The organism is Bradyrhizobium sp. LA6.8 (assembly GCF_040547935.1).
GTDB classification, from domain to species: domain Bacteria; phylum Pseudomonadota; class Alphaproteobacteria; order Rhizobiales; family Xanthobacteraceae; genus Bradyrhizobium; species Bradyrhizobium barranii.
In genome coordinates this window covers 429,346-451,508 of the sequence record NZ_JBEPQQ010000003.1, presented here as the reverse complement: position 1 = coordinate 451,508, position 22,163 = coordinate 429,346, and the positions used below count along the sequence as shown (strand labels likewise).

Here is a 22,163-nt window from a genome sequence, read left to right as displayed (position 1 = left end):
TAGTGCCGGCGCGTAGCAGGCGTCGCCTTCGCGCGCGATTCCTTTGCGATCTCGCCCGCCGCGCCTGAAAGTACCGTCACGCCGACCCGGCACATGGTGACAAAGCAAGGCACGCGCCCTTGACCCCCGCCTTCGGGGAAGGGCGGCACGTAGCCGGGTGGCGCTCCGACCGCTAATTCACCGTCAGCTTCACGCCGAGCCGCCCCGCAAGCTCCTGCACGAACTGCCAGGCGACGCGGCCCGAGCGGGAGCCGCGCGTGGTCGACCATTCCAGCGCCTCGCGCTCCAGCGCCTCGTCGTCGACCTCAATGCCGAAATGGCTGCAATAGCCCCGCACCATGGCGAGATATTCGTCCTGGCTGCAGCGGTGGAAGCCGAGCCACAATCCGAAGCGATCCGACAACGAGACCTTCTCCTCGACCGCTTCGCCGGGATTGATTGCGGTCGAACGCTCGTTCTCGATCATCTCGCGCGCCAGCAGATGACGGCGGTTGGAGGTGGCGTAGAGGATGACGTTCTCGGGGCGGCCCTCGATGCCGCCTTCGAGCACCGCCTTGAGCGACTTGTAGGACGCATCATTGCCGTCGAAGGACAGGTCGTCGCAGAACACGATGAAGCGGAACGACGAGGCGCGAAGCTGTTCCATCAGCGCGGGCAGGCTCTCGATGTCCTCGCGGTGGATCTCGACCAGCTTCAACTTGTCGGACGGTTTGCGCTCCGCGTTGATGCTGGCATGCGCCGCCTTCACGAGCGACGACTTGCCCATGCCGCGCGCGCCCCAGAGCAGGGCATTGTTGGCCGGCAGGCCGTTGGCGAAACGCTCGGTGTTCTCCATCAGGATGTCGCGCATCCGGTCGACGCCCTTCAGCAGGAACAGCTCGACGCGGCTGACCCGCGGCACCGCAGCGAGGCGGCCGTCGGGGTGCCAGACATAGGCGTCCGCCCGCTCGAACGATTCGCGTTCGGCGGCCGGCTTGCCCTGGGCGGCGAGGTGCGCCGCGATCGTCTCCAGCGCGCGGACGATACGATCCTGGGAGAGGTCCGGGGCTGCCTTATCGACTGCCTTGGGGGGGGCCTTGGGACGTTTTGCCGCGACGCGAGCAGGCGTCCTGGCAGGGGTGCGGGGGCCTTTGCCGGCCGGGCTTTTGCTTGGTTTTTTGGGCATGTCCGAAGTTCCTGAGAATGCAGCCTTATCGGGCCTGAGGGCGCGCCGCAAGGTGGCCAAATCGACGGTCTGGCAGCGTTGCAATTGGGGCAATGGCCGCTATAGTCCGCGCGAATTTGACCGAACCGGTCGCCTTTGAGGGCCTGACCGGTTTTCCCCCGTTTCCACGAGGATCGTCCGAATGTTCATTACCCCTGCGTATGCCCAGGCCGCGGGCGCCGGCGACACCAACAGCATGTTGATGTCGCTGCTGCCGTTCGCCCTGATCTTCGTGATCATGTACTTCCTGATTCTGCGCCCGCAGCAGAAGAAGGTGCGCGACCATGCCGACCTCGTGAAGAACATCCGCCGCGGCGACACCGTCGTGACCTCGGGCGGCCTCGTCGGCAAGGTCACCAAGGTCGTCGACGACGACCAGATCGAGTTCGAGATTTCCGACGGCGTGCGCGTGCGGCAGATGCGCCAGATGATCTCGGGCGTGCGCGCGAAGGGCGAGCCGGCGAAGGAATCCAAGGATAGCAAGGAAGCCGCCAAGGACGACGCCGCGTCGAAGTGAGCGCTTCCGCGAGCATCCCAATCTCCTGATCTGACAGGTCCAGTCGATGTTGTATTTCACGCGGTGGAAGGCGCTCGGGATTATCCTGACGGCGCTGATCGTGTGCCTCTGCGCGGTGCCGAACTTCTTCCCTGAAGCGCAGGTCAAGACCTGGCCCGCCTGGGCGCAGCGACGGCTCGTGCTCGGCCTCGATCTCCAGGGCGGCTCCTATCTGCTGCTCGAGGTCGATTCGAGCTATGTGAAGAAGGAGAGGCTGGACCAGGTCCGCGACGACGTCCGCCGGACGCTGCGCGATGCCAAGATCGGATTCACCGGCGGCGTGACCGTGCGCAACGACGCGGCCGAGGTTCGCATCACCAAGGAATCCGACGTGCAGCCGGCGCTCGCCAAGCTGCGCGAGCTGTCCCAGCCACTGGGCGGACTGATGGGATCCAGCGGTCAGCGCGACCTTGAGGTGACCGATGCCGGCGGCGGCGTGATCCGCCTGGTGATTCCGCAGGCTGCGATGCTCGACCGCATGCGCAAGACCATCGAGCAGTCGATTCAGATCGTCGAGCGCCGCGTCAACGAGCTCGGCACCGTCGAGCCGGTCATCCAGCGCCAGGGCAACGATCGCATCCTGGTGCAGGTCCCAGGTCTTCAGGATCCGACCCGCCTGAAGGAATTGCTCGGCAAGACCGCGAAGATGGAATTCCGCATGGTCGATGCGTCCGTGCCGCCGGATCAGGCGCAGCAGGGACGGTTGCCGCCGGAATCCGAGCTGCTGATGAGCGCCTCGCCGCCGCCCACGCCCTATGTAGTCAAGAAGCAGGTGCTGGTCGCCGGTGGCGACCTGACCGACGCCCAGGCGAGCTTCGACCAGCGGACGGGTGAGCCGGTCGTCAGCTTCAAGTTCAACACCTCGGGCGCGCGCAAGTTCGCGCAGGCCACGCAGGAAAACGTCGGGCTGCCCTTCGCGATCGTGCTCGACAACAAGGTGATCTCGGCGCCCGTCATCCGCGAGCCCATCACCGGTGGTCAGGGCCAGATCTCCGGCAATTTCACGGTGCAATCGGCCAACGATCTCGCGATCCTGTTGCGCGCCGGCGCGCTTCCCGCCCCGCTCACGGTGGTCGAGGAGCGCACCGTCGGTCCGGGCCTCGGCCAGGACTCGATCGAGAAGGGTGAGCTTGCGGCTTACGTCGGCTCGATCCTGGTCATCATCTTCATGCTTCTGACCTACCGGCTGTTCGGGGTGTTCGCGAACATCGCGGTGGCGATCAACGTCGCCATGATCTTCGGCCTGTTGTCGCTGCTCAACGCCACGCTGACGCTGCCCGGTATCGCCGGCATCGTGCTCACCGTCGGCATCGCGGTCGACTCCAACGTGCTGATCTACGAGCGCATCCGTGAGGAGCTGCGGGGCGGTCGCAATGCGATTTCGGCGATCGACGCCGGATTCAAGCGGGCGCTTGCGACCATCCTCGATTCCAACATCACCACCTTCATTGCCGCCGCCGTGCTGTTCTACATCGGCACCGGCCCGGTGCGCGGCTTTGCCGTGACGCTCGGCATCGGCATCATCACCACGGTGTTCACCGCCTTCACGCTGACCCGGCTGATCGTGGCCTGGTGGGTGCGGTGGAAGCGGCCGCAGAGCGTGCCGATCTAGGAGCTAAGACCGTGACTCACTACGTTCTCGTCGGCCTTGGCATTCTCATTGCCGTTCTCACCGTGGTCGCAGCGCTCGGGCTGCTGCCGTCGCTGCGCATCGTCCCGGACGATACGCATTTCGACTTCACGCGCTTCCGCCGGATCAGCTTCCCGATCTCGGCGGCGCTGTCGATCGTCGCGATCACACTGTTCTTCACCCATGGCCTGAATTTCGGCATCGACTTCCGCGGCGGCACGCTGCTGGAAGTGCAGGCCAAGTCCGGCGCCGCCGACATCGCCGCGATGCGGACGACGCTCGATGCCTTGCATCTCGGCGAAGTCCAGCTACAGCAGTTCGGCGGCCCCGAGAACGTCCTGATCCGCGTCGCGGAGCAGCCGGGCGGCGACGCCGCCCAGCAGGAAGCCGTGCAGAAGGTGCGCGGTGCGCTCGGCGATTCCGTCGAATATCGCCGCGTCGAGGTGGTGGGACCGCGCGTTTCCGGCGAGCTGCTGGCCTACGGCATGCTCGGCCTGATGCTCGCGATCGTCTCGATTCTGATCTACCTCTGGTTCCGCTTCGAATGGCAGTTCGCGCTCGGCGCCATGATCGCCAACGTGCACGACATCGTGCTGACGATCGGCTTCATGTCGATCAGCCAGGTCGATTTCGACCTGACCAGCATCGCGGCCCTTCTGACCATTCTGGGCTATTCGCTCAACGACACCGTCGTCATCTACGACCGTATCCGCGAAATGCTGCGCCGCTACAAGAAGATGCCGATGCCGCAGCTGCTCAACGAGTCGATCAATTCAACCCTGTCGCGCTCGATCATCACCCACTTCACCGTGACGCTGGCGCTGCTGGCTTTGCTGCTGTTCGGCGGCCATGCCATCCACAGCTTCACCGCGGTGATGATGTTCGGCGTGGTGCTGGTCGGCACCTATACCTCGATCTTCATCGCGGCCCCGATCCTGATCTATCTCGGCGTCGGCGAGCATCGCGAAGATGCGCCCGATACGGCTACGCCGGCGAAGAAAAACAAGGCATGATCCGAACCGCATGCCCTCGCAGGCGTTTGCGAGGGCAGTAAGCTCATTCGGACGAAGCACATGGCCGGCGATCCCAACGCACCGCATTTTCCCCGCTCGGCGCCGATCGAAGCCTATGGCAAGGGCGGCTTCGCCTTTGCCGGCATGTCGCATCGGGGATCGCTGCTCTGCCTGCCCGACGCGATCTGGGCCTGGGACGTGACGGACCCGACGAAGATCGACCGCTATTCGCTGGATCGCGTCTTCACGGCGGCCAACAGCATCGACACGCTTCTGATCGGCACCGGAACCGGCGTCTGGTTGCCGCCGCCGGACCTGCGGCAGGCGCTGAAGGCGGTGAGGGTGGTGCTGGATACGATGCAGACCGGTCCCGCCGTGCGTACCTACAACATCATGATCGGCGAGCGGCGCCGCGTCGCCGCGGCGCTGATCGCCGTGCCATGAGCAGCGCTGCGCCTCCGGCCGATTCCGTCGCCTTCTGCGCCGGCCTCGTGCGCAGCCATGACTTTCCGCGCTATGCCGCAACGCTGTTTGCGCCGGCCGCCGAGCGCCAGGCGCTGCTGGCGCTCTATGCCTTCAATGTCGAGATCGTCCGCGTCCGCGACCAGGTGAGCCAGCCCTTGCCCGGCGAAATCCGCCTGCAATGGTGGACCGACATGCTGTCGGGCCACGTCCACGGCAGCGCCGAGGGCAACCCGGTGGCGGCGGAGCTATTGCGTGCGATCAGCGATTTCGACCTGCCGGTCGAGCCGTTGTCGCTGCTCGCCGACGAGCATCAGTTCGATCTCTACAACGATCCGATGCCGACCATGGCGGCTCTGGAGGGCTATCTGGACGCGACCTGTTCGGCGTTGTTTGCCCTCGCGGCGCGGGTCATGGTGCCACCTTCGGAGGCGGCCGAGCATGTCGCAAGGCATGCCGGGCTCGCCCAGGGCATCGCGCAGGTGATTGCGAATCTGCCGCGCGACTCGGCGCACCGGCAACTGTTCCTGCCGCAGCAGCTGCTGGCGGCCCATGGCTGCCAGATGGAGGACGTGTTCGCCGGCAAGGAGACGCCAAATCTGCATGCGGTGCTCGGCCAGCTCGTGGGCGAAGCCGAGCAGCATTTGACGACGGCCTTGTCGCTGTTGCCGGAGGTGCCGGCGCCTGCACGGCCAGCGTTTCTGCTGCTGAGCCAGGTGCGGGGTGACCTCAAGCGCCTGTCGCAACCCGGGCGCAATCCGTTTGCGCCGCAGCCCCCGTCGCGGCTGCGCACGCTATGGACGCTGTGGCGGGCTTCACGTTCGCGGGAATTCACCAAATAGCGGCCGGCTTATCGCCTCAAACGGCCAAATGCTCTATGCTGTCCTATGGCTGAGTTGTCCCAAAATACATCCTCCGATCTCAGTGGCTTGCCGGTCGCTCTGGGCGACATCCATGCCGCAGCCGATACCATCCGCGGCGCCGTCGTCGAGACGCCGTGTAGCTACAGCCGCACGCTGAGCAACATCTGCGGCTGCGACATCTGGCTGAAATTCGAAAACCTCCAGTTCACCTCCTCGTTCAAGGAGCGAGGGGCGCTCAACCGGCTCACCGCGCTGACGCCGGAGGAGCGTGCGCGCGGCGTCATCGCGATGTCGGCGGGCAACCACGCGCAGGGCGTCGCCTATCACGCCAAGCGGCTCGGCATTCCCGCCACCATCGTCATGCCGGTCGGCACGCCCATGGTGAAGGTCGAGAACACCAAGCACCACGGCGCCGAGGTGGTGGTGACGGGCGCGACGCTGGAGGAGGCGGCCGTCTATGCGCGCAGCCATGGCGAGGCCCGCGGCATGATCTTCGTCCACCCCTACGACGACCCGCTCGTCATCGCGGGGCAGGGCACTGTCGGGCTCGAGATGCTGAAGGCGGTGCCGGAGCTCGATACGCTGGTGGTCCCGATCGGCGGCGGTGGCCTGATCAGCGGCATCGGCATTGCCGCGAAATCGATCAAGCCGACGGTGCGGATTCTTGGCGTCGAGGCCTGGCTCTACCCCTCGATGTACAACGCCATCCATGACGGCAATCTGCCCGCGCGCGGCGACACGCTCGCCGAAGGCATCGCGGTGAAATCGCCGGGCAAGATCACGACCGAGATCGTCCGCCGCCTCGTCGACGACATCGTGCTGGTGAACGAAGCCGAGCTCGAGCGTGCGGTCGCGACCCTGATCTCGATCGAGAAGACGGTCGTCGAGGGCGCCGGCGCCGCCGGGCTTGCCGCGCTGATGTCCGATACGTCCCGCTTTGCCGGCCAGAAGGTCGGTCTCGTCCTGAGCGGCGGCAACATCGACACGCGGCTGATCGCCTCCGTCCTGACGCGCGAGTTGGCGCGCGAGGGTCGGCTGACTCAGTTGTCGCTCGATATCCCCGATCGGCCGGGGCAATTGGCTGCCGTCGCCTCACTGCTGGCCGAGGCGGGCGCCAACATCATCGAGGTCTCGCATCAGCGGACCTTCTCCGACTTGCCGGCCAAAGCGACGCTGCTTCAGCTCGTCATCGAGACCCGCGACAGCGCCCATCTCGACGAGGTCATGGCCAAGCTCGGCGCATCCGGACTGAGCGCGCGCTGCACCTGAGTGGCGCGCGCCGCTATCGCGGCGCCAAACCCGCGAGGTGGCCGATCAGCCGATCGATCTCGGCATCCGTATTGTAGTAATGCGGGGAGGCCCGCACGACCGGCGGCAGCGAGCGGATCTCGGCATCGATGCGGGTGCTCGCCGGATCTGAAGCGCCGATGGTGATGCCCGCCGCAGCGGCGCTGCTGACGATGGCGTCCGCCTCATACCCATCCATCGTGAAGCTGACGATGGCGCCCGGTGCGCGTCCGAGGTCGCGAATGGTCACGCCGCGAACGGAGGCGAGGCCGCCGCGAAGACCGTCCGCAAGCAGACGGCAGCGCTGTTCGATCGGGCCGAGACCGATATCGAGCGCGTAGTCGACGGCGGCTCCGAGACCGAGCCGCGCTGCGTAATTGTTCTCCCAGGTCTCGAAACGGCGCGCGTCGTCACGCACCCGATATTCACCTCGCGAGACCCAGGGCGCGGCGAAGTGATCGATCATCGGCGGCTCGAGCCGTTGCAGCATCCCGCGGCGGACGTAGAGAAAGCCCGTGCCGCGCGGGCCGCGGAGGAATTTGCGCCCCGTCGCCGACAGCATGTCACAGCCGATGGCTTCGACGTCGACCGTCATCTGGCCGACCGCCTGGCAGGCGTCGAGCAGATAGGGAATCCCGTGCGCCCGCGCGATCTTGCCGATCGCCGCCGCGGGATTGACCAATCCGCCATTGGTCGGAACCCAGGTGATGGCGATCAGCTTCACGCGCTCGTCGATCATGCGCTCGAGCGCGTGGACGTCGAGCTCGCCGCTGGCATCGCTCGGCACGACATCGATGATCGCGCCCGTGCGCCTTGCGACCTGAAGAAACGCGACGTAGTTGGCAGCGTATTCCGCTTCGGCGGTCAGGATCCGGTCGCCCTGGCGGAACGGAAGCGCGTAGAACGCCATCTGCCAGGCAATTGTCGCGTTCTCCATGAGAGCGATCTCATCGGGGGCGGCATTCAGCAGGTGCGCTACGGAGCCATAGACCGCATCGAGCCGATCGGACTCGCGGTCGGCAGCGGCATAACCTCCGATCTCGCTCTCCAGGTCGATGTGGTCCTTCATTGCCGCGACGACGGCAGTTGGCATGAGGGCCGCGCCGGCATTGTGGAGATAAGCGAGGCGGGAGGCGGCCGGGGTGTCGGAACGTATCCGGTCGATGTCGATCAATGCTGGTCTCCGCCTCTGCTGTCCCGATCCCATGAATTAGGCGCGTTGACGAGCGCGAGCAAGCTTATGTGCTGCTTGGAACAAAATGGCGGATTATTGCCTCGTCTTGGTATCGGATTCCAAATCGGCGGCCTTTCTCCCCGGATTTTGAGAAACCCGGTGACTTCGGACGTTATATCTTCCCGGATCGGGAAACAGACCATGCAAGAGAAGACGCAATCCCGCTCAATGACCGGGACGCCCAGTACCAACATCACCCGACGGATTGACCTCACGACCCTCAGGCTGTTCATCGCCATCTGTGAGGAGGGCAATTTGACGCGCGCCTCGCAGCGCGAGGCGATCGCGCCCTCTGCTGTCAGCAAACGCATGCATGACCTCGAGGAGGTACTCGAGGTCGCGCTGTTCGAGCGGCATCCGAACGGCATGGCGCTGACGCCGGCCGGTGAATCGCTGCTGCATCATGCGCGCGTGACGCTGCTCAACGTCGAGAAGATCGCCGTCGACATGGCCGAGCATGCGCGCGGCGTGCGCGGGCATGTGCGGATGCTGGCCAATCTCTCGTCGATCGTCGAATTCCTTCCCGACGATCTGCCCGGCTTCTTTCGCTCGCACGAGCTGGTGCGGCTCGATCTGCAGGAGCGTCCGAGCGCCGATGTCGTTCGCGGCGTCGAGGAGGGCGTGGCCGAAATCGGCATCTGCTCGGCAGACGTGTCGACGCGCGGGCTGGAGCGGTTCTCCTATCGGCGGGACCGCCTCGTTATCGTGGTGCGATCCGATCATCCGCTTGCGTCGGCAAGAGACGTTTCGTTCGCCGACACACTCGACTACGACCATGTCGGCCTGTTTGCGACCAGCTCGATCTATCTGCGCTCGCAATACACCGCGCAGCAGATCGGCAAGTCGATCCGGTTGCGGGTCCACGTCCCGGGTTTTGATGCGGTGTGCCGGATGGTGCAGGCCGGCATGGGTATCGGCCTCATTCCCGACCGTGCGTTCGAGGTCCTCAGTCACGGCATGAACCTGACGGCCGTCGAGTTGAGCGACGACTGGGCCGATCGCGAACTGGTGCTGGTGGCCAGGGATCCCGCGGGATTGTCGGCGACAAGCCAGTTGATGCTCGATCATCTGCGATTGCCCGGAACCCAACCACACTGATGGCGGCCTTCGTGTCGTTCGTCATCCGCGAACGCGAGTTCATCAAAGGATATTGGACTTAAGGCCCTGCGCTCGGCGACACCACGATCAAAGACGATCGAGGAGCGCCAGACGTGGACGGACCATTATCCGGAATACGAGTCGTCGAGCTCGGAACTTTGATCGCGGCACCATTTGCCGCGCGGCTCTTTGCCGAGTTCGGCGCCGAAGTCATCAAGATCGAACAGCCGGGCAGCGGGGATCCGTTGCGCAGATGGCGTAAGCTGCATCAGGGCACCTCGCTCTGGTGGTACCTGCAATCCCGCAACAAGAAGTCGATCGCGATCGATCTGAAATCGCCTGACGGGCGGGACGTGGCGCTTCGGCTGGCCGCGCAAGCCGACGTCGTGATCGAGAATTTCAAGCCAGGGAGCCTCGAGAAACTCGGCCTCGGCTGGGATGTGCTCTCAAAGCTCAATCCGGACCTGACACTGGTCCACATCTCCGGCTACGGGCAGACCGGCCCTTACCGCGATCGCTCCGGGTTCGGCGCGATCGGCGAAGCTATGGGTGGGCTGCGCTTCACCACCGGCGATCCCGACAGCCCACCGGCCCGGGTCGGCATCAGTATCGGCGACAGCCTTGCGTCGCTTCATGGCGTGATCGGCGCGCTGATGTCGCTGCTCCGAGTCAAGACAGGGCAGGGGCGAGGGCAGGTGGTCGACGTCTCGCTCTACGAGAGCGTGTTCAACCTGATGGAGAGTCTCGTCCCTGAATATGACCTCATGGGTCATGTCAGGACCCGCACCGGCGGCGCCCTGCCGGGCATCAGTCCATCCAATACATATCCCAGCTCCGACGGGCGCCATGTCGTGATCGCCGGCAACAGCGACGCGATCTTCAAGCGCTTGATGCTGGTCATCGGGCGGCCGGACCTTGCCGACGATCCAGCATTCGCAAGCAATGACGGGCGCGTCCGCGGCAACGCCTTGCTCGATGCTGCCATCGCTGCATGGACCTCGGGGCGAACGATGGACGAGATCCTCGCACGTCTCGATGCGGCCGACGTTCCCGCGGGCCGGATCTATTCCGTCGCCGATATTGTCGACGATCCCCATTACGCCGCCCGCGAGATGATCGTGCCGACCGAGCTGCCGGGCGACGTCACCGTAAAGATGCCCGGCATCGCGCCAAAGCTCTCCGACACCCCGGGCGCAGTCAAATGGCCTGGCCCGACGCTGGGACAGCACACCGACGAGGTGCTCGCGGGTCTCGGCTTGCAGGCAGGCGATATCGCGCAGCTGCGCCGGAGCGGAGCGGTGCAATGACGGCAACGCCACCGGACATCCTGATCCAGGAGGTCGCTCCGCGCGACGGCCTTCAGATCGAAGCGAAATGGGTCGAAACCAGCGAAAAAATCCGGCTGATCAATTCGCTGTCTGCGATCGGCTTCAGCCGCATTGAGGTCTCGTCGTTCGTGTCAGCGGCGGCCGTGCCGTCGCTGCGCGACGCCGCGGACGTCTTCGCCGGCATCGAGCGGCGGCCCGGCACGATCTACACGGCGCTGATCCCGAACCGGAAGGGTTCTGAGCTGGCGCTGGCCGCACGCGCCGACGAGCTCAATTTCGTGATGTCGGCGAGCGAGACGCACAACCGTGCCAACATGAACATGACGCATGCGGTGTCGCTGGCGTCGCTCAGCGAGATCGTGAAGCCGGCCCATGCAGGCGGCGCGTTGGTCAACGCGACGGTTGCGACTGCGTTCGGCTGTCCGTTCGAAGGCCTGCAGCCTCTCGAGAAGGTGCTCGATATCGTCAAGCGCTATCTCGATCTCGGGGTCGACGGCGTCACGCTCGCCGATACCACGGGCATGGCCAATCCCAATCAGGTCTCGCAGCTGGTGGCCGAGGTCTTGATGCTGGTCCCTGCGGATATGCTCACGCTTCACTTCCACAACACGCGTGGTCTTGGGCTGGTTAACGTCCTCGCGGCCTATGGCACCGGCGCGCGCCGCTTTGACGCCGCGCTGGGCGGCCTCGGCGGATGTCCGTTTGCGCCGGGCGCCACCGGCAATGTCTGTACCGAAGACTTGGTCAATCTCTGCCACGAGACGGGCTTGCGAACCGGTCTCGACTTGCAGCGCTTGATCGATCTCTCGTTCCGGTTGCCTGGACTGGTCGGACATGAAGTGCCGGGGCAGGTCGCCAAGGCCGGCCGTCCCCTCGATCTGCATCCCATACCCGAGCGGCTGCGACGCTCGGGCTGATCGACCGCTATCAAAATTCAAAACACATTGGAGGAAACCATGACGATTGCCACGGCGGCGACTGCCGACCTCGATACTGGACTCACAGAGCATCAGGTCATCAAGAAGATTGCGTGGCGGCTGATGCCGCTGATCATTGTCTGCTACTTCTTTGCGTTCTTCGATCGCGTCAACATCAGCTTCGCTAAGGCTGCGCTCCAGGCTGATCTCGGCCTCAGCAACACCGCCTACGGATTTGGCGCCAGCCTGTTCGTCGTTGGTTACGTCTTGCTGGAAGTGCCGAGCAACATGCTGCTCTACCGCTTTGGCGCGCGGCGCTGGATCGCCCGCATCATGATTTCCTGGGGGCTGGCGACGGCGGCGATGGTCTTCGTTCATAGCGAGTGGCAGTTCTATGCGCTGCGCTTCGTGATCGGCGCCATGGAGGCGGGATTTGCGCCCGGCATTCTCTATTACCTGACACTCTGGTTTCCAAAATCGCATCGCGGCCGCATGACGTCGGTGTTCTTTCTCGCCACTGCATTCTCGGGGATCATCGGCGCGCCGATCTCGGGTCTCATCCTCAATTACCTGAACGGGCTCCACGGTCTGGCCGGTTGGCAATGGCTGTTTCTGGCCGGCGGCATTCCCTGCGTTGCACTTGGCTTCGTCGTGCTGCTGCGCTTCGACGACGGGATCGAGCACGCCGAATGGTTGAGCGACGACGAGCGCCGGTTGATCTCGGTTCAGCTGGACCGACAGAAGAGCGAGATCGGCGAGCATTCGGCATGGCGCTCGCTGCTCATGCCCGGCGTGCTGCTGCTCGGATTCATCTACTTCCTGATCCAGATCGCCTCCTACGGCCTCAATTTCTGGGCGCCCGACCTGATCAAAGCGGCCGGCGGAGGCAGTGCAGCCGCGATCGGCTTCCTGACCGCCGTACCCTATATCTGCGGCGCCATCTGCATGATCGTCGTAGGCCGATTGTCGGATGCATCGGGCGAGCGCCCGAAGTTCGTCGCAGCCTTGATTTTGACCGCGGCCGTGGGCTTCTTCGCGTCCGGTGCATTCGACAGGAATGTCGTCACCCTGGTTGGCGCGCTTGCCATTCTCGGCGCCGGTGTTGTCGCGGCCATTCCAACATTCTGGACGCTGCCTCCGAAGATCCTCACCGGCGCGGGCGCAGCCAGCGGAATTGCGCTCATCAACACGCTGGGGCAGGTCGGCGGCATCGTCAGCCCGGTCATGGTTGGCTCGGTCAAGGATGTGACCGGCAGCACGACACCCGCGCTCTATGTCATTGGCGGCTTGTGCGTGCTCTGTGCGTTGCTGCTGCTGACGGTGCTTCCGCGAGACCTGAAAGCCAGGGACGTGGCGGAACCCCGGGTCGCATAGGCCGCGGCATTGGCGCGCCTTGGTGAGGCGCATTCAAGAGGGTATCTAGGCGAAAGACATCACACCGCCGTCCATTCTCAATGGATGGCGGTGTGATGGCCCGGAACCGAAGGGGACGCGCAATGGCGAAGAACACGATTTGCCTCTGGTACGACAAGGACGCCGAGGCGGCCGCCCGCTTCTATGCCGAAACATTTCCCGATAGCGCCGTAAGCGCCGTCCATCACGCGCCCAGCGATTACCCCTCCGGCAGGGCGGGCGATGTGCTGACCGTCGAGTTTACGGTTGCCGGCGTTGCCTGTCTCGGCCTCAACGGCGGTCCGATTTTCAAGCACAACGAGGCTTTCTCGTTCCAGATCGCGACCGACGATCAGGAGGAGACCGACCGCTACTGGAACGCCATCATCGGCAATGGCGGGCAGGAGAGCGCCTGCGGCTGGTGCAAGGACAGATGGGGCCTCTCCTGGCAGATCACGCCGCGGGTGTTGACCGAGGCACTGGCGGCCGGCGGTGCCGAGGCAAAGCGCGCCTTCGATGCAATGATGGGGATGACGAAGATCGATGTCGCCGCGATCGAGGCCGCGCGCCGCGGCTGAAATTATCTCGCCTCAGATACAGAGGCCGAGCAGCTTGACGTGGCAGCCGCTGGATTTGGGCTTGCTGGCGGGCGCGGCCTCGCGCTTCACGGCAACCAGCGGCTCCTCGTCCTTCTTGCCTTTACCTTTGCCCTTGCCCTTCGGCTCGTAGTCGCCCGCGATCACCATGGCCCAATAGGTTCGCTTGCCGCTGGCATTCTTGGCGCTGGCGATGCCGACGCGCGAGGCGTTGTGCAGCAGCAGGTTCTTGCGATGCCCGGACGAGTCGATCCACTGTCCCAGCGTTTTCTCGAAATTGTCGTAGCCATAGGCGATGTTCTCGGCGGCGCGGCCCGCGCCGGCCGGTGCGACGCGCCGGTTGAACGGGCCGAGCGCGTCGTGGCTGAGATCGTCCTTCGCCGCCATCGCGCGGGCCTGGTCCATGGCGATGCGGTCGAGGGTTGAATCGCGGACGACGCGGACCTCGCCGTTCTTGAGGCGAAAGCCGGAGATCAGCTCGGCCGGGGATTCGGCCATCGCGGGTGCAGCTGCAAGCAGCAGAAGGCCAGCGATCACGCCGCCAACCACACGATGCATCATCATCCCCCGAATGCCCATGACCCGCCGCCCGAATGATCCGATCGGTTCTCTATCGCCAATGTGGACGCTTCAAGGCGCGCGCAGCCCGTCAGCTCGCCGGCAGGTCCGCCTCGAAATTGAAGCGGTCGCGCAGGTTTTTCCGTTGTTCCAGGATGTCCTTGAGGAAGGCGCGGTCCTGGTCATTCTTCATCATCGGCTCGATCAGGTCGAGCTGGTTCATGGCGACCAGTTGCAGGATCTCGGTTCGCGGCTTGCCGCTGGTATCGCGGGGCAGCGCGTGTACGACCTGGATGTGTTCCGGCGGCTTGGGACCCTTGGCGGCCGAAAGCTCGCTGCGAAGTTCGCCTTCAAGCGAGGCCTGATCGGCCTCGACGAAGGCATAAAGCCCGACGCCGGAGCGGCGGTCGGCGAAGGCGACGATGGCGGTGTCGCGCACGGCCGGGTTCTTGCGTATCAGCTCGGCCAGCACCGGCGCGTCGTTGACCAGCCGGCGGCCGCCGCCCTCGCGGTCGGTGAAGTTGAACAGGCCGCGCGTGATCGCGCGATAGACCTTCTTGCCGGTCGCGAGCCACAGGCTGGCGGCGAATGATTTCTTCGCCAGGATTTTTCGCTCGCGCGGCGTCAGCGCCTCGGGTGCATAGGAGCGCTTGTGCTTGAGCAGATGCCGCAGGTCCTCGTAGGCGAGGATGCGGTAGAGCCGGCCACGTCGGTTGAAGCAGGCCGCGAGCTGGAAGTCGGTCACGTAGGCGCGGCCGTCGCGGCCGACCAGCCAGTTCTGCTCCTTGGCGAGATCGTTGTGGCAGATGCCGGCGCGGCGCAGCCGGCGTAGCGCCGCCTTGGCCGAGCGGAAATAGGCGAGGTCGCCATGCGGCTTGGCCAGATGCAGCGCGACGCCGTCGACAAAGCCGCGTACCAGGGCGCGGCGTCCGGCCCACAGCAACTCGGGGCCGACGTTCAGGCCTTTTGCAAGAACGAGTGCGTGTTTCTCGCGCGCGAACAGATGACGGGCCAGGAGGAATGACCACCACGGCACCTCGTCGAGCCGGCGCAGCACGGCGTCGACCTCGCAGCTGTCACCGCGGAAGCGGCCGCGCTCGACGGTCGAGAACACGTCGCGCTTGAGCAGCACGCCCTCGATCCAGCGCGCCGACAGTGTCGCGGCGTCGTCTTTGGGAAGACTCATCGAAAAACTCACGCGGCTGCGGCGATGCGCAGGTGATCGGCGATCCAGCGATCGAGATCGGCGAGCGCCAGCGCGCTCATCGCCTGCTTCTTGGCCACCGTCTTCTCGTTGCCGCGCAGGCGGGTGCCGTCGGGCTTCTTCGTCGGCGCGCTCGCGAGCGGCGGGAACAGGCCGAAATTGATGTTCATCGGCTGGAACGAGCGCGTACCGGGCTCGATGGTCTCGATATGGCCGCCGGTGATGTGACCGAGCAGCGATCCCAGTGCCGTCGTGGCAGGCGGGCTCGCCAGTGTTTCGCCGCGCGCATCCGCTGCCGCATAGAGACCGGCGATCAGGCCGACGCTGGCGGATTCCACGTAGCCCTCGCAGCCGGTCATCTGACCGGCGAAGCGCAGCCGGGGCTGCGCGCGCAGGCGCAGCTGGCCGTCGAGCAGCTTTGGCGAATTGAGGAAGGTGTTGCGATGCAGGCCGCCAAGGCGGGCGAATTCGGCCTTCTCCAGCCCCGGAATGCTGCGGAAGATGCGCTGCTGTTCGCCGTATTTCAGCTTCGTCTGGAAGCCGACGATGTTGTAGAGCGTGCCGAGCTTGTTGTCCTGGCGCAGCTGTACGATGGCGTAGGCTTTCGTGGTGGGATCGTGCGGGTTGGTGAGGCCGACCGGCTTCATCGGGCCGTGGCGCAACGTCTCGGGGCCGCGCTCCGCCATCACCTCGATCGGCAAGCAGCCGTCGAAATAGGGCGTGTTGGTCTCCCATTCCTTGAACTCGGTCTTCTCGCCCGCGATCAGCGCGGCGACGAAGCCGTCATACTGCTCCTTGGTCATGGGGCAGTTGATGTAGTCGGCGCCGGTGCCGCCGGGGCCGACCTTGTCGTAGCGCGACTGGAACCAGGCCACTGACATGTCGATGGACTCGCGATGCACGATCGGCGCGATCGCGTCGAAGAAGGCGAGCGCGTTCTCGTCGGTAAGCTCGCGAATGGCGTCGGCGAGTGGCGCGGAGGTGAGGGGGCCGGTCGCAACGATGACGTTGCTCCAGTCGGCCGGCGGCAGGCCTGAAACCTCGCCGCGGGCGATCTCGATCAGGGGGTGGTCGTTGAGCGCCTTGGTGACGGCCGCCGAGAAGCCGTCGCGGTCGACCGCGAGCGCGCCGCCGGCGGGCACCTGGTTGGCGTCGGCCGCGCGCATGATCAGCGAGCCGAGCCGGCGCATTTCGGCGTGCAGCAGGCCGACGGCGTTGTTGGCGGCGTCGTCCGAGCGGAACGAATTGGAGCAGACGAGCTCAGCGAGCCCATCGGTGCGGTGCGCCTCGGTCATGCGGTCCGGCCGCATCTCGTGCAGCACCACGGGCACGCCGGATTTGGCGACCTGCCAGGCAGCTTCGGAACCGGCAAGGCCAGCGCCGATCACGTGCACAATGTTGGATTGGGGTCCTGTCATGGGCGGACAGGTAGCGCTTTTCGGCGGTCAGTGGAATCGCCGAGATGGAGTTTTCTGCCATCAGAAACGACAACGCCCGCACGAGGCGGGCGCTATCGGTTCGTCCGGTGAAGGGCTGAACGAAATCAGCCCTGATACTGACCGGCGGCAACGCGCGGGATGTCCGAGCGATCGAGGCCGATGTCGGCCAGTTCGCGATCGCTGAGCTGGGACAGCTCGGCAACATTGCGCTGATAGTCCCGGAAAGCCTGGATCATGCGGATGAGCGAGAGCAGCATTGGTAGTCTCCTGTAGTTCGATTCAGCCCTTGCCCGGGCCTCATCGTTGAAATGAATATAGGTGAGAGTGGTGCAGTGCGAAAGTTCCGATGTTGCGATGCAGCTAAGCGCGGGGTGCATAGCGCTGGTAACGGACGATTAACCCGGGGGCACTCTCGCCCAAAGGGTAGGCGAAATAGGGAATGCTTTGCCATAAATCACCGTGAATTCACGGGTTTACTGCAAACAATCTCGTTACCGGTGAAATGGAAATAGGTAGGGTTCCAACTGTTCTCAAGGCGATCAGTCAGCGTCTGCACCCAAGTCTCGCATGCGCGAATCGCATGATAGTGGAACTATAGAGGTGAATATAAATTCATTCATATGAGAGGTGCCACGCGACCGGATCCCGCCGATCCGACTCGCTCAGGGCTGGCGGATCACCAGGCGACCGGCCGTGGAGCCTGTCGAAACTCACCCTGCCTCGTTTCAGACCGCAGCCGCCTCCTTGGTGCGGTGCACACACGCCGAACGTGTGGCGTTCATTACAAGGGTGTAATGAAAATCAGAAATTTCGCATGGTGCCTCTGCGCCGCGCGCAACATCACGCAATTCTCGCGAGAAATTTATTGCGGCAAGTTGCCGCGCCCGGAGGAAAGTCATGTCGCAGATTCTGGCAATGTCGCTGGTTCTGTCACAAGAACAAGAGAAGGAAAGTAACATCATGACGAAGTTACTCGGGGTTATCGCAATTGCCGCCGTCGCGTTCGCCGTCGCGCCGGCCCAGGCTGCCAAGCACGCCATGGGCGGTTGCAGCTCAGCCAACCTGGAGAAGACGGAGACCGCGATCGAGAACATGGCCGACGGCGACAGCAAGTTCGTGGCGCAGAAGGAGATCGCGGCTGCGCAGGACGCGCTTCTCAACGGCAAAATGGGTGTGTGCGGCGCGCACCTGAACAAGGCGATGAACGCCACCATGGGGAAGTAAACGCACCAAGAGAGGGCCGATCGCCGGGCGATCGGCCCTACGCGTCCTGTCGGGCGCTATTTAAGGGGCGCGTGCGAGCTGGGTCGCGAAATAGGCGACGGTCTTGGAGTAGACTTCGCTCTTATTCCATTGCTGCAATACCGCAAAATTCGGACTGCCCGGCTGCCAGTCCTTGCCGCGCTGCCAGCCGTAGCCCGCGAGATAATTGGCGGTGGAGGCGAGCACGTCGGGCGCGTTGTGCAAGAGGTCGCGCTTGCCATTGCCGTCGAAATCGACGGCGTATTTCATCCAGGACGACGGCATGAACTGGGTCTGACCGAGCTCGCCGGCCCATGCGCCTTTCATGTCGGCGGGGGCGAGGTCACCGCGCTGGACGATGCGCAGCGCATCCAGCAGCTCGGCACGAAACTGGTCGGAGCGACGGCAATCATAGGCCAGCGTTGCCAGCGAGCGGATGGTGGCGAACTTGCCGGTGTTGACGCCGAAATCGGTCTCGAGACCCCAGATCGCGACCAGCACCTCGCCCGGCACGCCGTAGGTCTGTTCGATGCGGGACAGCACCGAGCCGTATTGCTTCATCATGTTGGAGCCGCGCTGCATGCGCGGCGGCACCATGCGGCCGGAGAACTCCTCGAAGGTCTGGGTGAAGACTTTTTGCGAGCGGTCCCGGTTGAGCACGCTCTGATCGAGCGTCACGCCGGCAAGCCCGGCGGCAACGGCCTGCTGCGAGACGCCCTTGGCCGCGGCGTCGGCTTTGAAGTCCGCGAGCCAGGCGTCGAAATTGCCCGAGCCGCAGGCAACAGCGGCGAGGGCTGGCTGGGCGGTTAGGATTGACGCGGAGAGGGCGAGGGCTGCGAGAGCGAGACGAGAAATCGTCGGGGTCATCAGATGAAATGGATTCCGTGAAGTGATCTGACCGGCGGGCGCAATTTCGATTGTAACCGCGGCCAAAGCAAGGCGTATGACAAGCACGTAATCCTGCCCGAGCCGAGCCCGGGCAGGATAGCATGTCACGATATCGTCAGGCGTCCGTCCGATTGCGCCAGGGGAAGAGGTTGGCGGGGAAGTCGGCGGCCGGCTTGCGCGGGCGATGCGGTGGGGGCGGCACCGGACGTGCACCGGGCTCCGAGACGATCACCTTGCGGTAGAGGTGCCAGGTGGCGTGGCCGAGCAGGGGGATCACCACGGCAAGGCCAAGGAACGCCGGAATCGTACCGAGCGCCAGCAGCACCGCCACGATCAGGCCCCAAGCCGCCATCGGCACCGGGTTCTTGGCGACGACGCGTAGCGACGTCACCATCGCCTCGAACGCGCCGGCATGGCGGTCGAGCATCAAGGGGAACGACACGGCGCTGATGCAGAGCGCGGCAAGCGCAAACAGGAAGCCGGTGCCGCAGCCGACCAGGATCAGCCACCAGCCTTGCTGGGTCGTCAGCACGCGCGTCATGAAATCAGAGATCCCGGTCGCGCCCTCATAGCCGAACGCCGCGACATAGATCGCCTGAGCGGTCGCAACCCAGGTCACGAACAGAGCGAGCAGCAGCGTGCCGAGACCGAGCATGGCGCCGAACGAAGGCGAGCGCAGCACCTCCATGGCATTCCAGGCGCTGGCCTCCTCATAACGTTCGCGCCGGCTGGAGAGCTCATAGAGACCGAGCGCGGCGAACGGGCCGATCAGCGCGAAGCCTGCGGCCAGTGGGAACAACAGCGGCAGCACCGAATAGCCCATCACCGCGCGGGCGAGCACGAGGCCCAGCACCGGATAGATCACGCAGAGGATGATGGCGTGGCTCGGCACCGCCTTGAAATCTTCCCAGCCGCGCCTGAGCGCGTCGTGCAGATCGGACAGTTGGATGGTTCGGATCACCGGTCCAGCCGCATCCGCGGGCTGGGCCACAGTGGGGACATTGCCCGGGTAGAGTGTGGCCATGGTCGCTAGCTCCCTTGCCATGCAGCCGAATTCGGCGCCGGCAACGGCGCAAGCGGCCGCTTTTCTGAGTTTCGCGATTCCGGCCAGACGCGAATTCCGGACGTCATCGCGAACTGAAAGTGGAGCGTACGCCCATTTCCGAGTCCTGTCCCACACGCTTGGTTGAGATTCGATGCCGCACCGCAACCTCAACGATGTCATTCGGTCGTCATTTCGCCGCAGATAAGCTGATGCTGGTTGTCGGTTCGCAGAACTTCGCGGGCGTAACGCCGTAACTTCGTTTATAAGTGCCACTCAAGGCCCTTCCAACGGATCCTATTCGGGGAGAAGACATGAGCATTTTCGGGAAAATCATGGGCGCGATCTTCGGCAGCCATCCGGCTTCCGCCGCGCCCGCAGGTGGCGCACCCTCGGGTAGCGCACCCGCCAGCGCCGCGCCGGGCGGATCGGCGCCTGCTGCCGCGCCGATGGCAACCGTGGACGTTGCGGCCATCGTCGACAAGCTGGTCGCTGCCCAGAAGGAGAAGCTGGAATGGCGCACCTCGATCGTCGACCTCATGAAGGCGCTCGACATCGACTCCAGCCTTGCCGCGCGTAAGGATCTCGCCAAGGAGCTCGGCTACAGCGGTGACATGAACGACTCGGCGAGCATGAACGTCTGGCTGCACAAGCAGGTGATGTCCAAGCTGGCCGCCAACGGCGGCAAGCTGCCGCCGGAGATCAAGCACTGACCGCTTGTTCGGTCGTAAGCCAGGGGGGCCCGCGATCTCGCGGGCCCCTTTTGCATTCAGGCGACGAGGTCTGCTTCCTCCGGATGCCTGTCGAGATAGTCGACGACGAAGCCACAGCCGGCGATCACCTTCTTGCCGTCGCGGCGGATCAAGTCCAGCGCACCCTTGATCAGCTCGGACGCAATGCCGCGGCCGCGTAGCGCGCGCGGCGTCTCGGTATGGGTGATGATCACGGCCGACGGCGTCAGCCGGTAATTGGCGAAGGCGATTTCGTTGCCCGCATCGAGCTCGAAGCGACTCCTGTCCTTGTTGTCCCGTACCGCCATGCCAGATCCCTTCGAAGCGCTGCGTGTTCTCTGATCTAGGCGCCTGAACCGGCCCTTGCCAAGGTGCGACCAAGGGAGGTTGTCGCAGGGGAGATATCCGGAAAATGCGTGTCCCGCTCAGCCTCTTGGCGCTGCTTGCGGCGCTCGTCTCGACCGCGCCGGTGTCGGCTGCGGCCGAAGGCGCCCCGGCCTGGGAGGCCTGCGTTGGGCTGACCAGCACGCCGGACGCGCGGATCAAAGCCTGCTCGACCGTGATCGATACCAGGAGCGAGGGCGGGCAGAGGCTCGCCGGCGCCTATTGCAATCGCGGCCATGGGCTCACCGAGAAACGCGAGCTCGACGCCGCGTTGTCCGATCTCGACGAGGCGGTCCGGCTCGATCCCGGCTATGCCTGCGCCTACAACAATCGCGGCCGCGTCTACAGCTTCAAGCGCGACTATGATCGTGCCATCGCCGAATACGACCAGGCCATCAAGCTCGATCCGTCGCTGACGCTGGCCTACAGCAACCGCGGGGAGTCCCGTTTCAACAAGGGCGACCTCGACGGCGCCATTGCCGATTTCGACGCGGCGATCAAGCGCGATCCCAACTATGTCACCGCCTACGCCAACCGCGGCTTCGTCTACGCCGCAAGCACGACACGGCGCACGCGCTCGCTGACTACAGCATGCGGATCAAGCTGGCACCGGATCTGATTGCCTATATCGACCGCGGCAACGTTTACCGCGACAGCGAGCAGCTCGATCGGGCCGCCGCCGACTACGGCGAGGCGATCCGCGTCGCGCCGACCGACGCACGCGGCTGGCGCAATCGCGGCATGATCCGGCTCTATCGGGGCGACAACAAGGGCGGCCTCGCCGACTACGACAAGGCGCTGCAATACGATCCCTCCGACGTGTTCTCCTGGAACAACCGCGGCCAGGCCAGGCTGCGCCTCGGCGACAGGCAGGGCGCGATTGCCGATTTCCGGAAGGCGCTGGAATTGCGTCCGGGCCTGCCGTCCGCCCATGATGCACTGCAGAAGCTCGGGGCTCTGTAGCGAGCGTTCGATCAACGCGTAAGCCATAATTCGCTAATGCCGCCTCGCTGGCAAAAAACATCAGTCCGTCTTGCAATCGTGCACCCGGTTCCCCACGTCTCGTTACAGGACATACGCCCGAATGCGGCCGGC

Annotated in this window: 24 protein-coding genes; 15 read left to right on the top strand and 9 right to left on the bottom strand. The window is 64.7% G+C overall.

What is annotated here, in order from left to right; all coding sequences use genetic code 11:
• Positions 1 to 172 precede the first annotated feature (172 nt).
• Entirely contained in the window at positions 173 to 1,165 is a 993-nt protein-coding gene (locus tag ABIA90_RS15810) for an ATP-binding protein (RefSeq protein ID WP_354118127.1), read from the bottom strand.
• A gap of 181 nt (positions 1,166 to 1,346) precedes the next feature.
• Here ABIA90_RS15810 and yajC point away from each other — a divergent pair, with 181 nt between their 5' ends.
• From yajC to ABIA90_RS15780, 6 genes are read left to right on the top strand one after another with little or no spacing between them, the layout of a single operon-like run.
• Complete coding sequence (gene yajC, locus ABIA90_RS15805) at positions 1,347 to 1,721, top strand: preprotein translocase subunit YajC (protein ID WP_071913636.1); 375 nt, start codon at positions 1,347 to 1,349, stop codon at positions 1,719 to 1,721.
• Positions 1,722 to 1,767: 46 nt separating this feature from the next.
• Positions 1,768 to 3,372 (top strand): protein translocase subunit SecD, encoded by a 1,605-nt coding sequence (secD, locus tag ABIA90_RS15800; RefSeq protein WP_354118128.1) that lies wholly within the window; start codon positions 1,768 to 1,770, stop codon positions 3,370 to 3,372.
• 11 nt (positions 3,373 to 3,383) lie between these two features.
• A complete protein-coding gene (gene secF / locus ABIA90_RS15795; RefSeq protein ID WP_063983129.1) occupies positions 3,384 to 4,403 on the top strand; it encodes a protein translocase subunit SecF in 1,020 nt (339 codons plus the stop codon).
• Positions 4,404 to 4,463: 60 nt separating this feature from the next.
• Complete coding sequence (locus ABIA90_RS15790; RefSeq protein ID WP_028152342.1) at positions 4,464 to 4,847, top strand: Mth938-like domain-containing protein; 384 nt, start codon at positions 4,464 to 4,466, stop codon at positions 4,845 to 4,847.
• Positions 4,844 to 5,707: a phytoene/squalene synthase family protein gene (locus ABIA90_RS15785; protein WP_354118129.1), complete on the top strand. Its 864-nt coding sequence runs from the start codon at positions 4,844 to 4,846 to the stop codon at positions 5,705 to 5,707. The genes ABIA90_RS15790 and ABIA90_RS15785 overlap by 4 nt, the downstream gene beginning before the upstream one ends.
• Before the next feature lie 45 nt (positions 5,708 to 5,752).
• The gene (locus ABIA90_RS15780) at positions 5,753 to 6,997 is read left to right on the top strand and encodes a threonine ammonia-lyase (RefSeq protein ID WP_354118130.1); all 1,245 of its coding nucleotides are present in this window, start codon (positions 5,753 to 5,755) and stop codon (positions 6,995 to 6,997) included.
• A gap of 13 nt (positions 6,998 to 7,010) precedes the next feature.
• Here the strand turns inward: ABIA90_RS15780 and ABIA90_RS15775 are convergent, their stop codons facing one another.
• Positions 7,011 to 8,189 (bottom strand): aminotransferase class V-fold PLP-dependent enzyme, encoded by a 1,179-nt coding sequence (locus ABIA90_RS15775; protein WP_354118131.1) that lies wholly within the window; start codon positions 8,187 to 8,189, stop codon positions 7,011 to 7,013.
• A gap of 228 nt (positions 8,190 to 8,417) precedes the next feature.
• On the opposite strand from ABIA90_RS15775, the gene ABIA90_RS15770 reads away from it, so the two are divergent.
• From ABIA90_RS15770 to ABIA90_RS15750, 5 genes are all read left to right on the top strand, one after another.
• The gene (locus tag ABIA90_RS15770; protein WP_354122458.1) at positions 8,418 to 9,347 is read left to right on the top strand and encodes a LysR family transcriptional regulator; all 930 of its coding nucleotides are present in this window, start codon (positions 8,418 to 8,420) and stop codon (positions 9,345 to 9,347) included.
• A gap of 113 nt (positions 9,348 to 9,460) precedes the next feature.
• Positions 9,461 to 10,654 carry a CaiB/BaiF CoA transferase family protein gene (locus ABIA90_RS15765; RefSeq protein ID WP_354118133.1) on the top strand — a complete coding sequence of 398 codons (1,194 nt, stop codon included), beginning with the start codon at positions 9,461 to 9,463 and terminating at the stop codon, positions 10,652 to 10,654.
• Positions 10,651 to 11,592: a hydroxymethylglutaryl-CoA lyase gene (locus tag ABIA90_RS15760; RefSeq protein WP_354118134.1), complete on the top strand. Its 942-nt coding sequence runs from the start codon at positions 10,651 to 10,653 to the stop codon at positions 11,590 to 11,592. The genes ABIA90_RS15765 and ABIA90_RS15760 overlap by 4 nt, the downstream gene beginning before the upstream one ends.
• Before the next feature lie 39 nt (positions 11,593 to 11,631).
• The gene (locus ABIA90_RS15755; protein ID WP_354118135.1) at positions 11,632 to 12,966 is read left to right on the top strand and encodes an MFS transporter; all 1,335 of its coding nucleotides are present in this window, start codon (positions 11,632 to 11,634) and stop codon (positions 12,964 to 12,966) included.
• A gap of 122 nt (positions 12,967 to 13,088) precedes the next feature.
• A complete protein-coding gene (locus ABIA90_RS15750) occupies positions 13,089 to 13,562 on the top strand; it encodes a VOC family protein (RefSeq protein WP_063983137.1) in 474 nt (157 codons plus the stop codon).
• A 12-nt stretch (positions 13,563 to 13,574) separates the two neighbouring features.
• On the opposite strand, the gene ABIA90_RS15745 is transcribed toward ABIA90_RS15750, so the two are convergent.
• The 4 genes from ABIA90_RS15745 to ABIA90_RS15730 form a co-directional block, all read right to left on the bottom strand.
• Complete coding sequence (locus ABIA90_RS15745) at positions 13,575 to 14,138, bottom strand: CAP domain-containing protein (protein WP_085404753.1); 564 nt, start codon at positions 14,136 to 14,138, stop codon at positions 13,575 to 13,577.
• A 91-nt stretch (positions 14,139 to 14,229) separates the two neighbouring features.
• Entirely contained in the window at positions 14,230 to 15,324 is a 1,095-nt protein-coding gene (locus ABIA90_RS15740) for a serine/threonine protein kinase (protein WP_354118136.1), read from the bottom strand.
• A gap of 8 nt (positions 15,325 to 15,332) precedes the next feature.
• Entirely contained in the window at positions 15,333 to 16,760 is a 1,428-nt protein-coding gene (trmFO, locus tag ABIA90_RS15735; protein ID WP_063983139.1) for a methylenetetrahydrofolate--tRNA-(uracil(54)-C(5))-methyltransferase (FADH(2)-oxidizing) TrmFO, read from the bottom strand.
• A gap of 125 nt (positions 16,761 to 16,885) precedes the next feature.
• Complete coding sequence (locus tag ABIA90_RS15730; protein WP_007590701.1) at positions 16,886 to 17,038, bottom strand: DUF1127 domain-containing protein; 153 nt, start codon at positions 17,036 to 17,038, stop codon at positions 16,886 to 16,888.
• A 640-nt stretch (positions 17,039 to 17,678) separates the two neighbouring features.
• Here ABIA90_RS15730 and ABIA90_RS15725 point away from each other — a divergent pair.
• Positions 17,679 to 18,005 carry a hypothetical protein gene (locus ABIA90_RS15725; RefSeq protein WP_028152352.1) on the top strand — a complete coding sequence of 109 codons (327 nt, stop codon included), beginning with the start codon at positions 17,679 to 17,681 and terminating at the stop codon, positions 18,003 to 18,005.
• Between the two features lie 60 nt (positions 18,006 to 18,065).
• Here ABIA90_RS15725 and ABIA90_RS15720 read toward each other — a convergent pair whose 3' ends face one another.
• Both ABIA90_RS15720 and ABIA90_RS15715 read right to left on the bottom strand, forming a co-directional pair.
• Complete coding sequence (locus tag ABIA90_RS15720; RefSeq protein ID WP_063983140.1) at positions 18,066 to 18,890, bottom strand: lytic murein transglycosylase; 825 nt, start codon at positions 18,888 to 18,890, stop codon at positions 18,066 to 18,068.
• Positions 18,891 to 19,026: 136 nt separating this feature from the next.
• A complete protein-coding gene (locus ABIA90_RS15715; protein WP_063983141.1) occupies positions 19,027 to 19,935 on the bottom strand; it encodes a DUF2189 domain-containing protein in 909 nt (302 codons plus the stop codon).
• 332 nt (positions 19,936 to 20,267) lie between these two features.
• Here ABIA90_RS15715 and ABIA90_RS15710 point away from each other — a divergent pair, with 332 nt between their 5' ends.
• Positions 20,268 to 20,666 carry a DUF3597 domain-containing protein gene (locus tag ABIA90_RS15710; protein ID WP_028156132.1) on the top strand — a complete coding sequence of 133 codons (399 nt, stop codon included), beginning with the start codon at positions 20,268 to 20,270 and terminating at the stop codon, positions 20,664 to 20,666.
• A 56-nt stretch (positions 20,667 to 20,722) separates the two neighbouring features.
• Here the strand turns inward: ABIA90_RS15710 and ABIA90_RS15705 are convergent, their stop codons facing one another.
• Complete coding sequence (locus ABIA90_RS15705; protein ID WP_028152356.1) at positions 20,723 to 20,992, bottom strand: GNAT family N-acetyltransferase; 270 nt, start codon at positions 20,990 to 20,992, stop codon at positions 20,723 to 20,725.
• Positions 20,993 to 21,096: 104 nt separating this feature from the next.
• On the opposite strand from ABIA90_RS15705, the gene ABIA90_RS15700 reads away from it, so the two are divergent.
• Both ABIA90_RS15700 and ABIA90_RS15695 read left to right on the top strand, forming a co-directional pair.
• Entirely contained in the window at positions 21,097 to 21,687 is a 591-nt protein-coding gene (locus ABIA90_RS15700; protein WP_354118137.1) for a tetratricopeptide repeat protein, read from the top strand.
• The gene (locus ABIA90_RS15695) at positions 21,660 to 22,031 is read left to right on the top strand and encodes a tetratricopeptide repeat protein (protein ID WP_354118138.1); all 372 of its coding nucleotides are present in this window, start codon (positions 21,660 to 21,662) and stop codon (positions 22,029 to 22,031) included. The genes ABIA90_RS15700 and ABIA90_RS15695 overlap by 28 nt, the downstream gene beginning before the upstream one ends.
• Positions 22,032 to 22,163 lie beyond the last annotated feature (132 nt).

Bases quoted from the DNA above. Each gene is read 5' to 3' on its own strand.
- ABIA90_RS15810 (WP_354118127.1), bottom strand. From the start codon at position 1,165: ATGCCCAAAAAACCAAGCAAAAGCCCGGCCGGCAAAGGCCCCCGCACC.
- yajC (WP_071913636.1), top strand. From the start codon at position 1,347: ATGTTCATTACCCCTGCGTATGCCCAGGCCGCGGGCGCCGGCGACACC.
- secD (WP_354118128.1), top strand. From the start codon at position 1,768: ATGTTGTATTTCACGCGGTGGAAGGCGCTCGGGATTATCCTGACGGCG.
- ABIA90_RS15790 (WP_028152342.1), top strand. From the start codon at position 4,464: ATGGCCGGCGATCCCAACGCACCGCATTTTCCCCGCTCGGCGCCGATC.
- ABIA90_RS15785 (WP_354118129.1), top strand. From the start codon at position 4,844: ATGAGCAGCGCTGCGCCTCCGGCCGATTCCGTCGCCTTCTGCGCCGGC.
- ABIA90_RS15780 (WP_354118130.1), top strand. From the start codon at position 5,753: ATGGCTGAGTTGTCCCAAAATACATCCTCCGATCTCAGTGGCTTGCCG.
- ABIA90_RS15770 (WP_354122458.1), top strand. From the start codon at position 8,418: ATGACCGGGACGCCCAGTACCAACATCACCCGACGGATTGACCTCACG.
- ABIA90_RS15760 (WP_354118134.1), top strand. From the start codon at position 10,651: ATGACGGCAACGCCACCGGACATCCTGATCCAGGAGGTCGCTCCGCGC.
- ABIA90_RS15755 (WP_354118135.1), top strand. From the start codon at position 11,632: ATGACGATTGCCACGGCGGCGACTGCCGACCTCGATACTGGACTCACA.
- ABIA90_RS15750 (WP_063983137.1), top strand. From the start codon at position 13,089: ATGGCGAAGAACACGATTTGCCTCTGGTACGACAAGGACGCCGAGGCG.
- ABIA90_RS15745 (WP_085404753.1), bottom strand. From the start codon at position 14,138: ATGCATCGTGTGGTTGGCGGCGTGATCGCTGGCCTTCTGCTGCTTGCA.
- ABIA90_RS15740 (WP_354118136.1), bottom strand. From the start codon at position 15,324: ATGAGTCTTCCCAAAGACGACGCCGCGACACTGTCGGCGCGCTGGATC.
- trmFO (WP_063983139.1), bottom strand. From the start codon at position 16,760: ATGACAGGACCCCAATCCAACATTGTGCACGTGATCGGCGCTGGCCTT.
- ABIA90_RS15730 (WP_007590701.1), bottom strand. From the start codon at position 17,038: ATGCTGCTCTCGCTCATCCGCATGATCCAGGCTTTCCGGGACTATCAG.
- ABIA90_RS15725 (WP_028152352.1), top strand. From the start codon at position 17,679: ATGTCGCAGATTCTGGCAATGTCGCTGGTTCTGTCACAAGAACAAGAG.
- ABIA90_RS15720 (WP_063983140.1), bottom strand. From the start codon at position 18,890: ATGACCCCGACGATTTCTCGTCTCGCTCTCGCAGCCCTCGCCCTCTCC.
- ABIA90_RS15715 (WP_063983141.1), bottom strand. From the start codon at position 19,935: ATGGCCACACTCTACCCGGGCAATGTCCCCACTGTGGCCCAGCCCGCG.
- ABIA90_RS15710 (WP_028156132.1), top strand. From the start codon at position 20,268: ATGAGCATTTTCGGGAAAATCATGGGCGCGATCTTCGGCAGCCATCCG.
- ABIA90_RS15705 (WP_028152356.1), bottom strand. From the start codon at position 20,992: ATGGCGGTACGGGACAACAAGGACAGGAGTCGCTTCGAGCTCGATGCG.
- ABIA90_RS15700 (WP_354118137.1), top strand. From the start codon at position 21,097: ATGCGTGTCCCGCTCAGCCTCTTGGCGCTGCTTGCGGCGCTCGTCTCG.
- ABIA90_RS15695 (WP_354118138.1), top strand. From the start codon at position 21,660: ATGCGGATCAAGCTGGCACCGGATCTGATTGCCTATATCGACCGCGGC.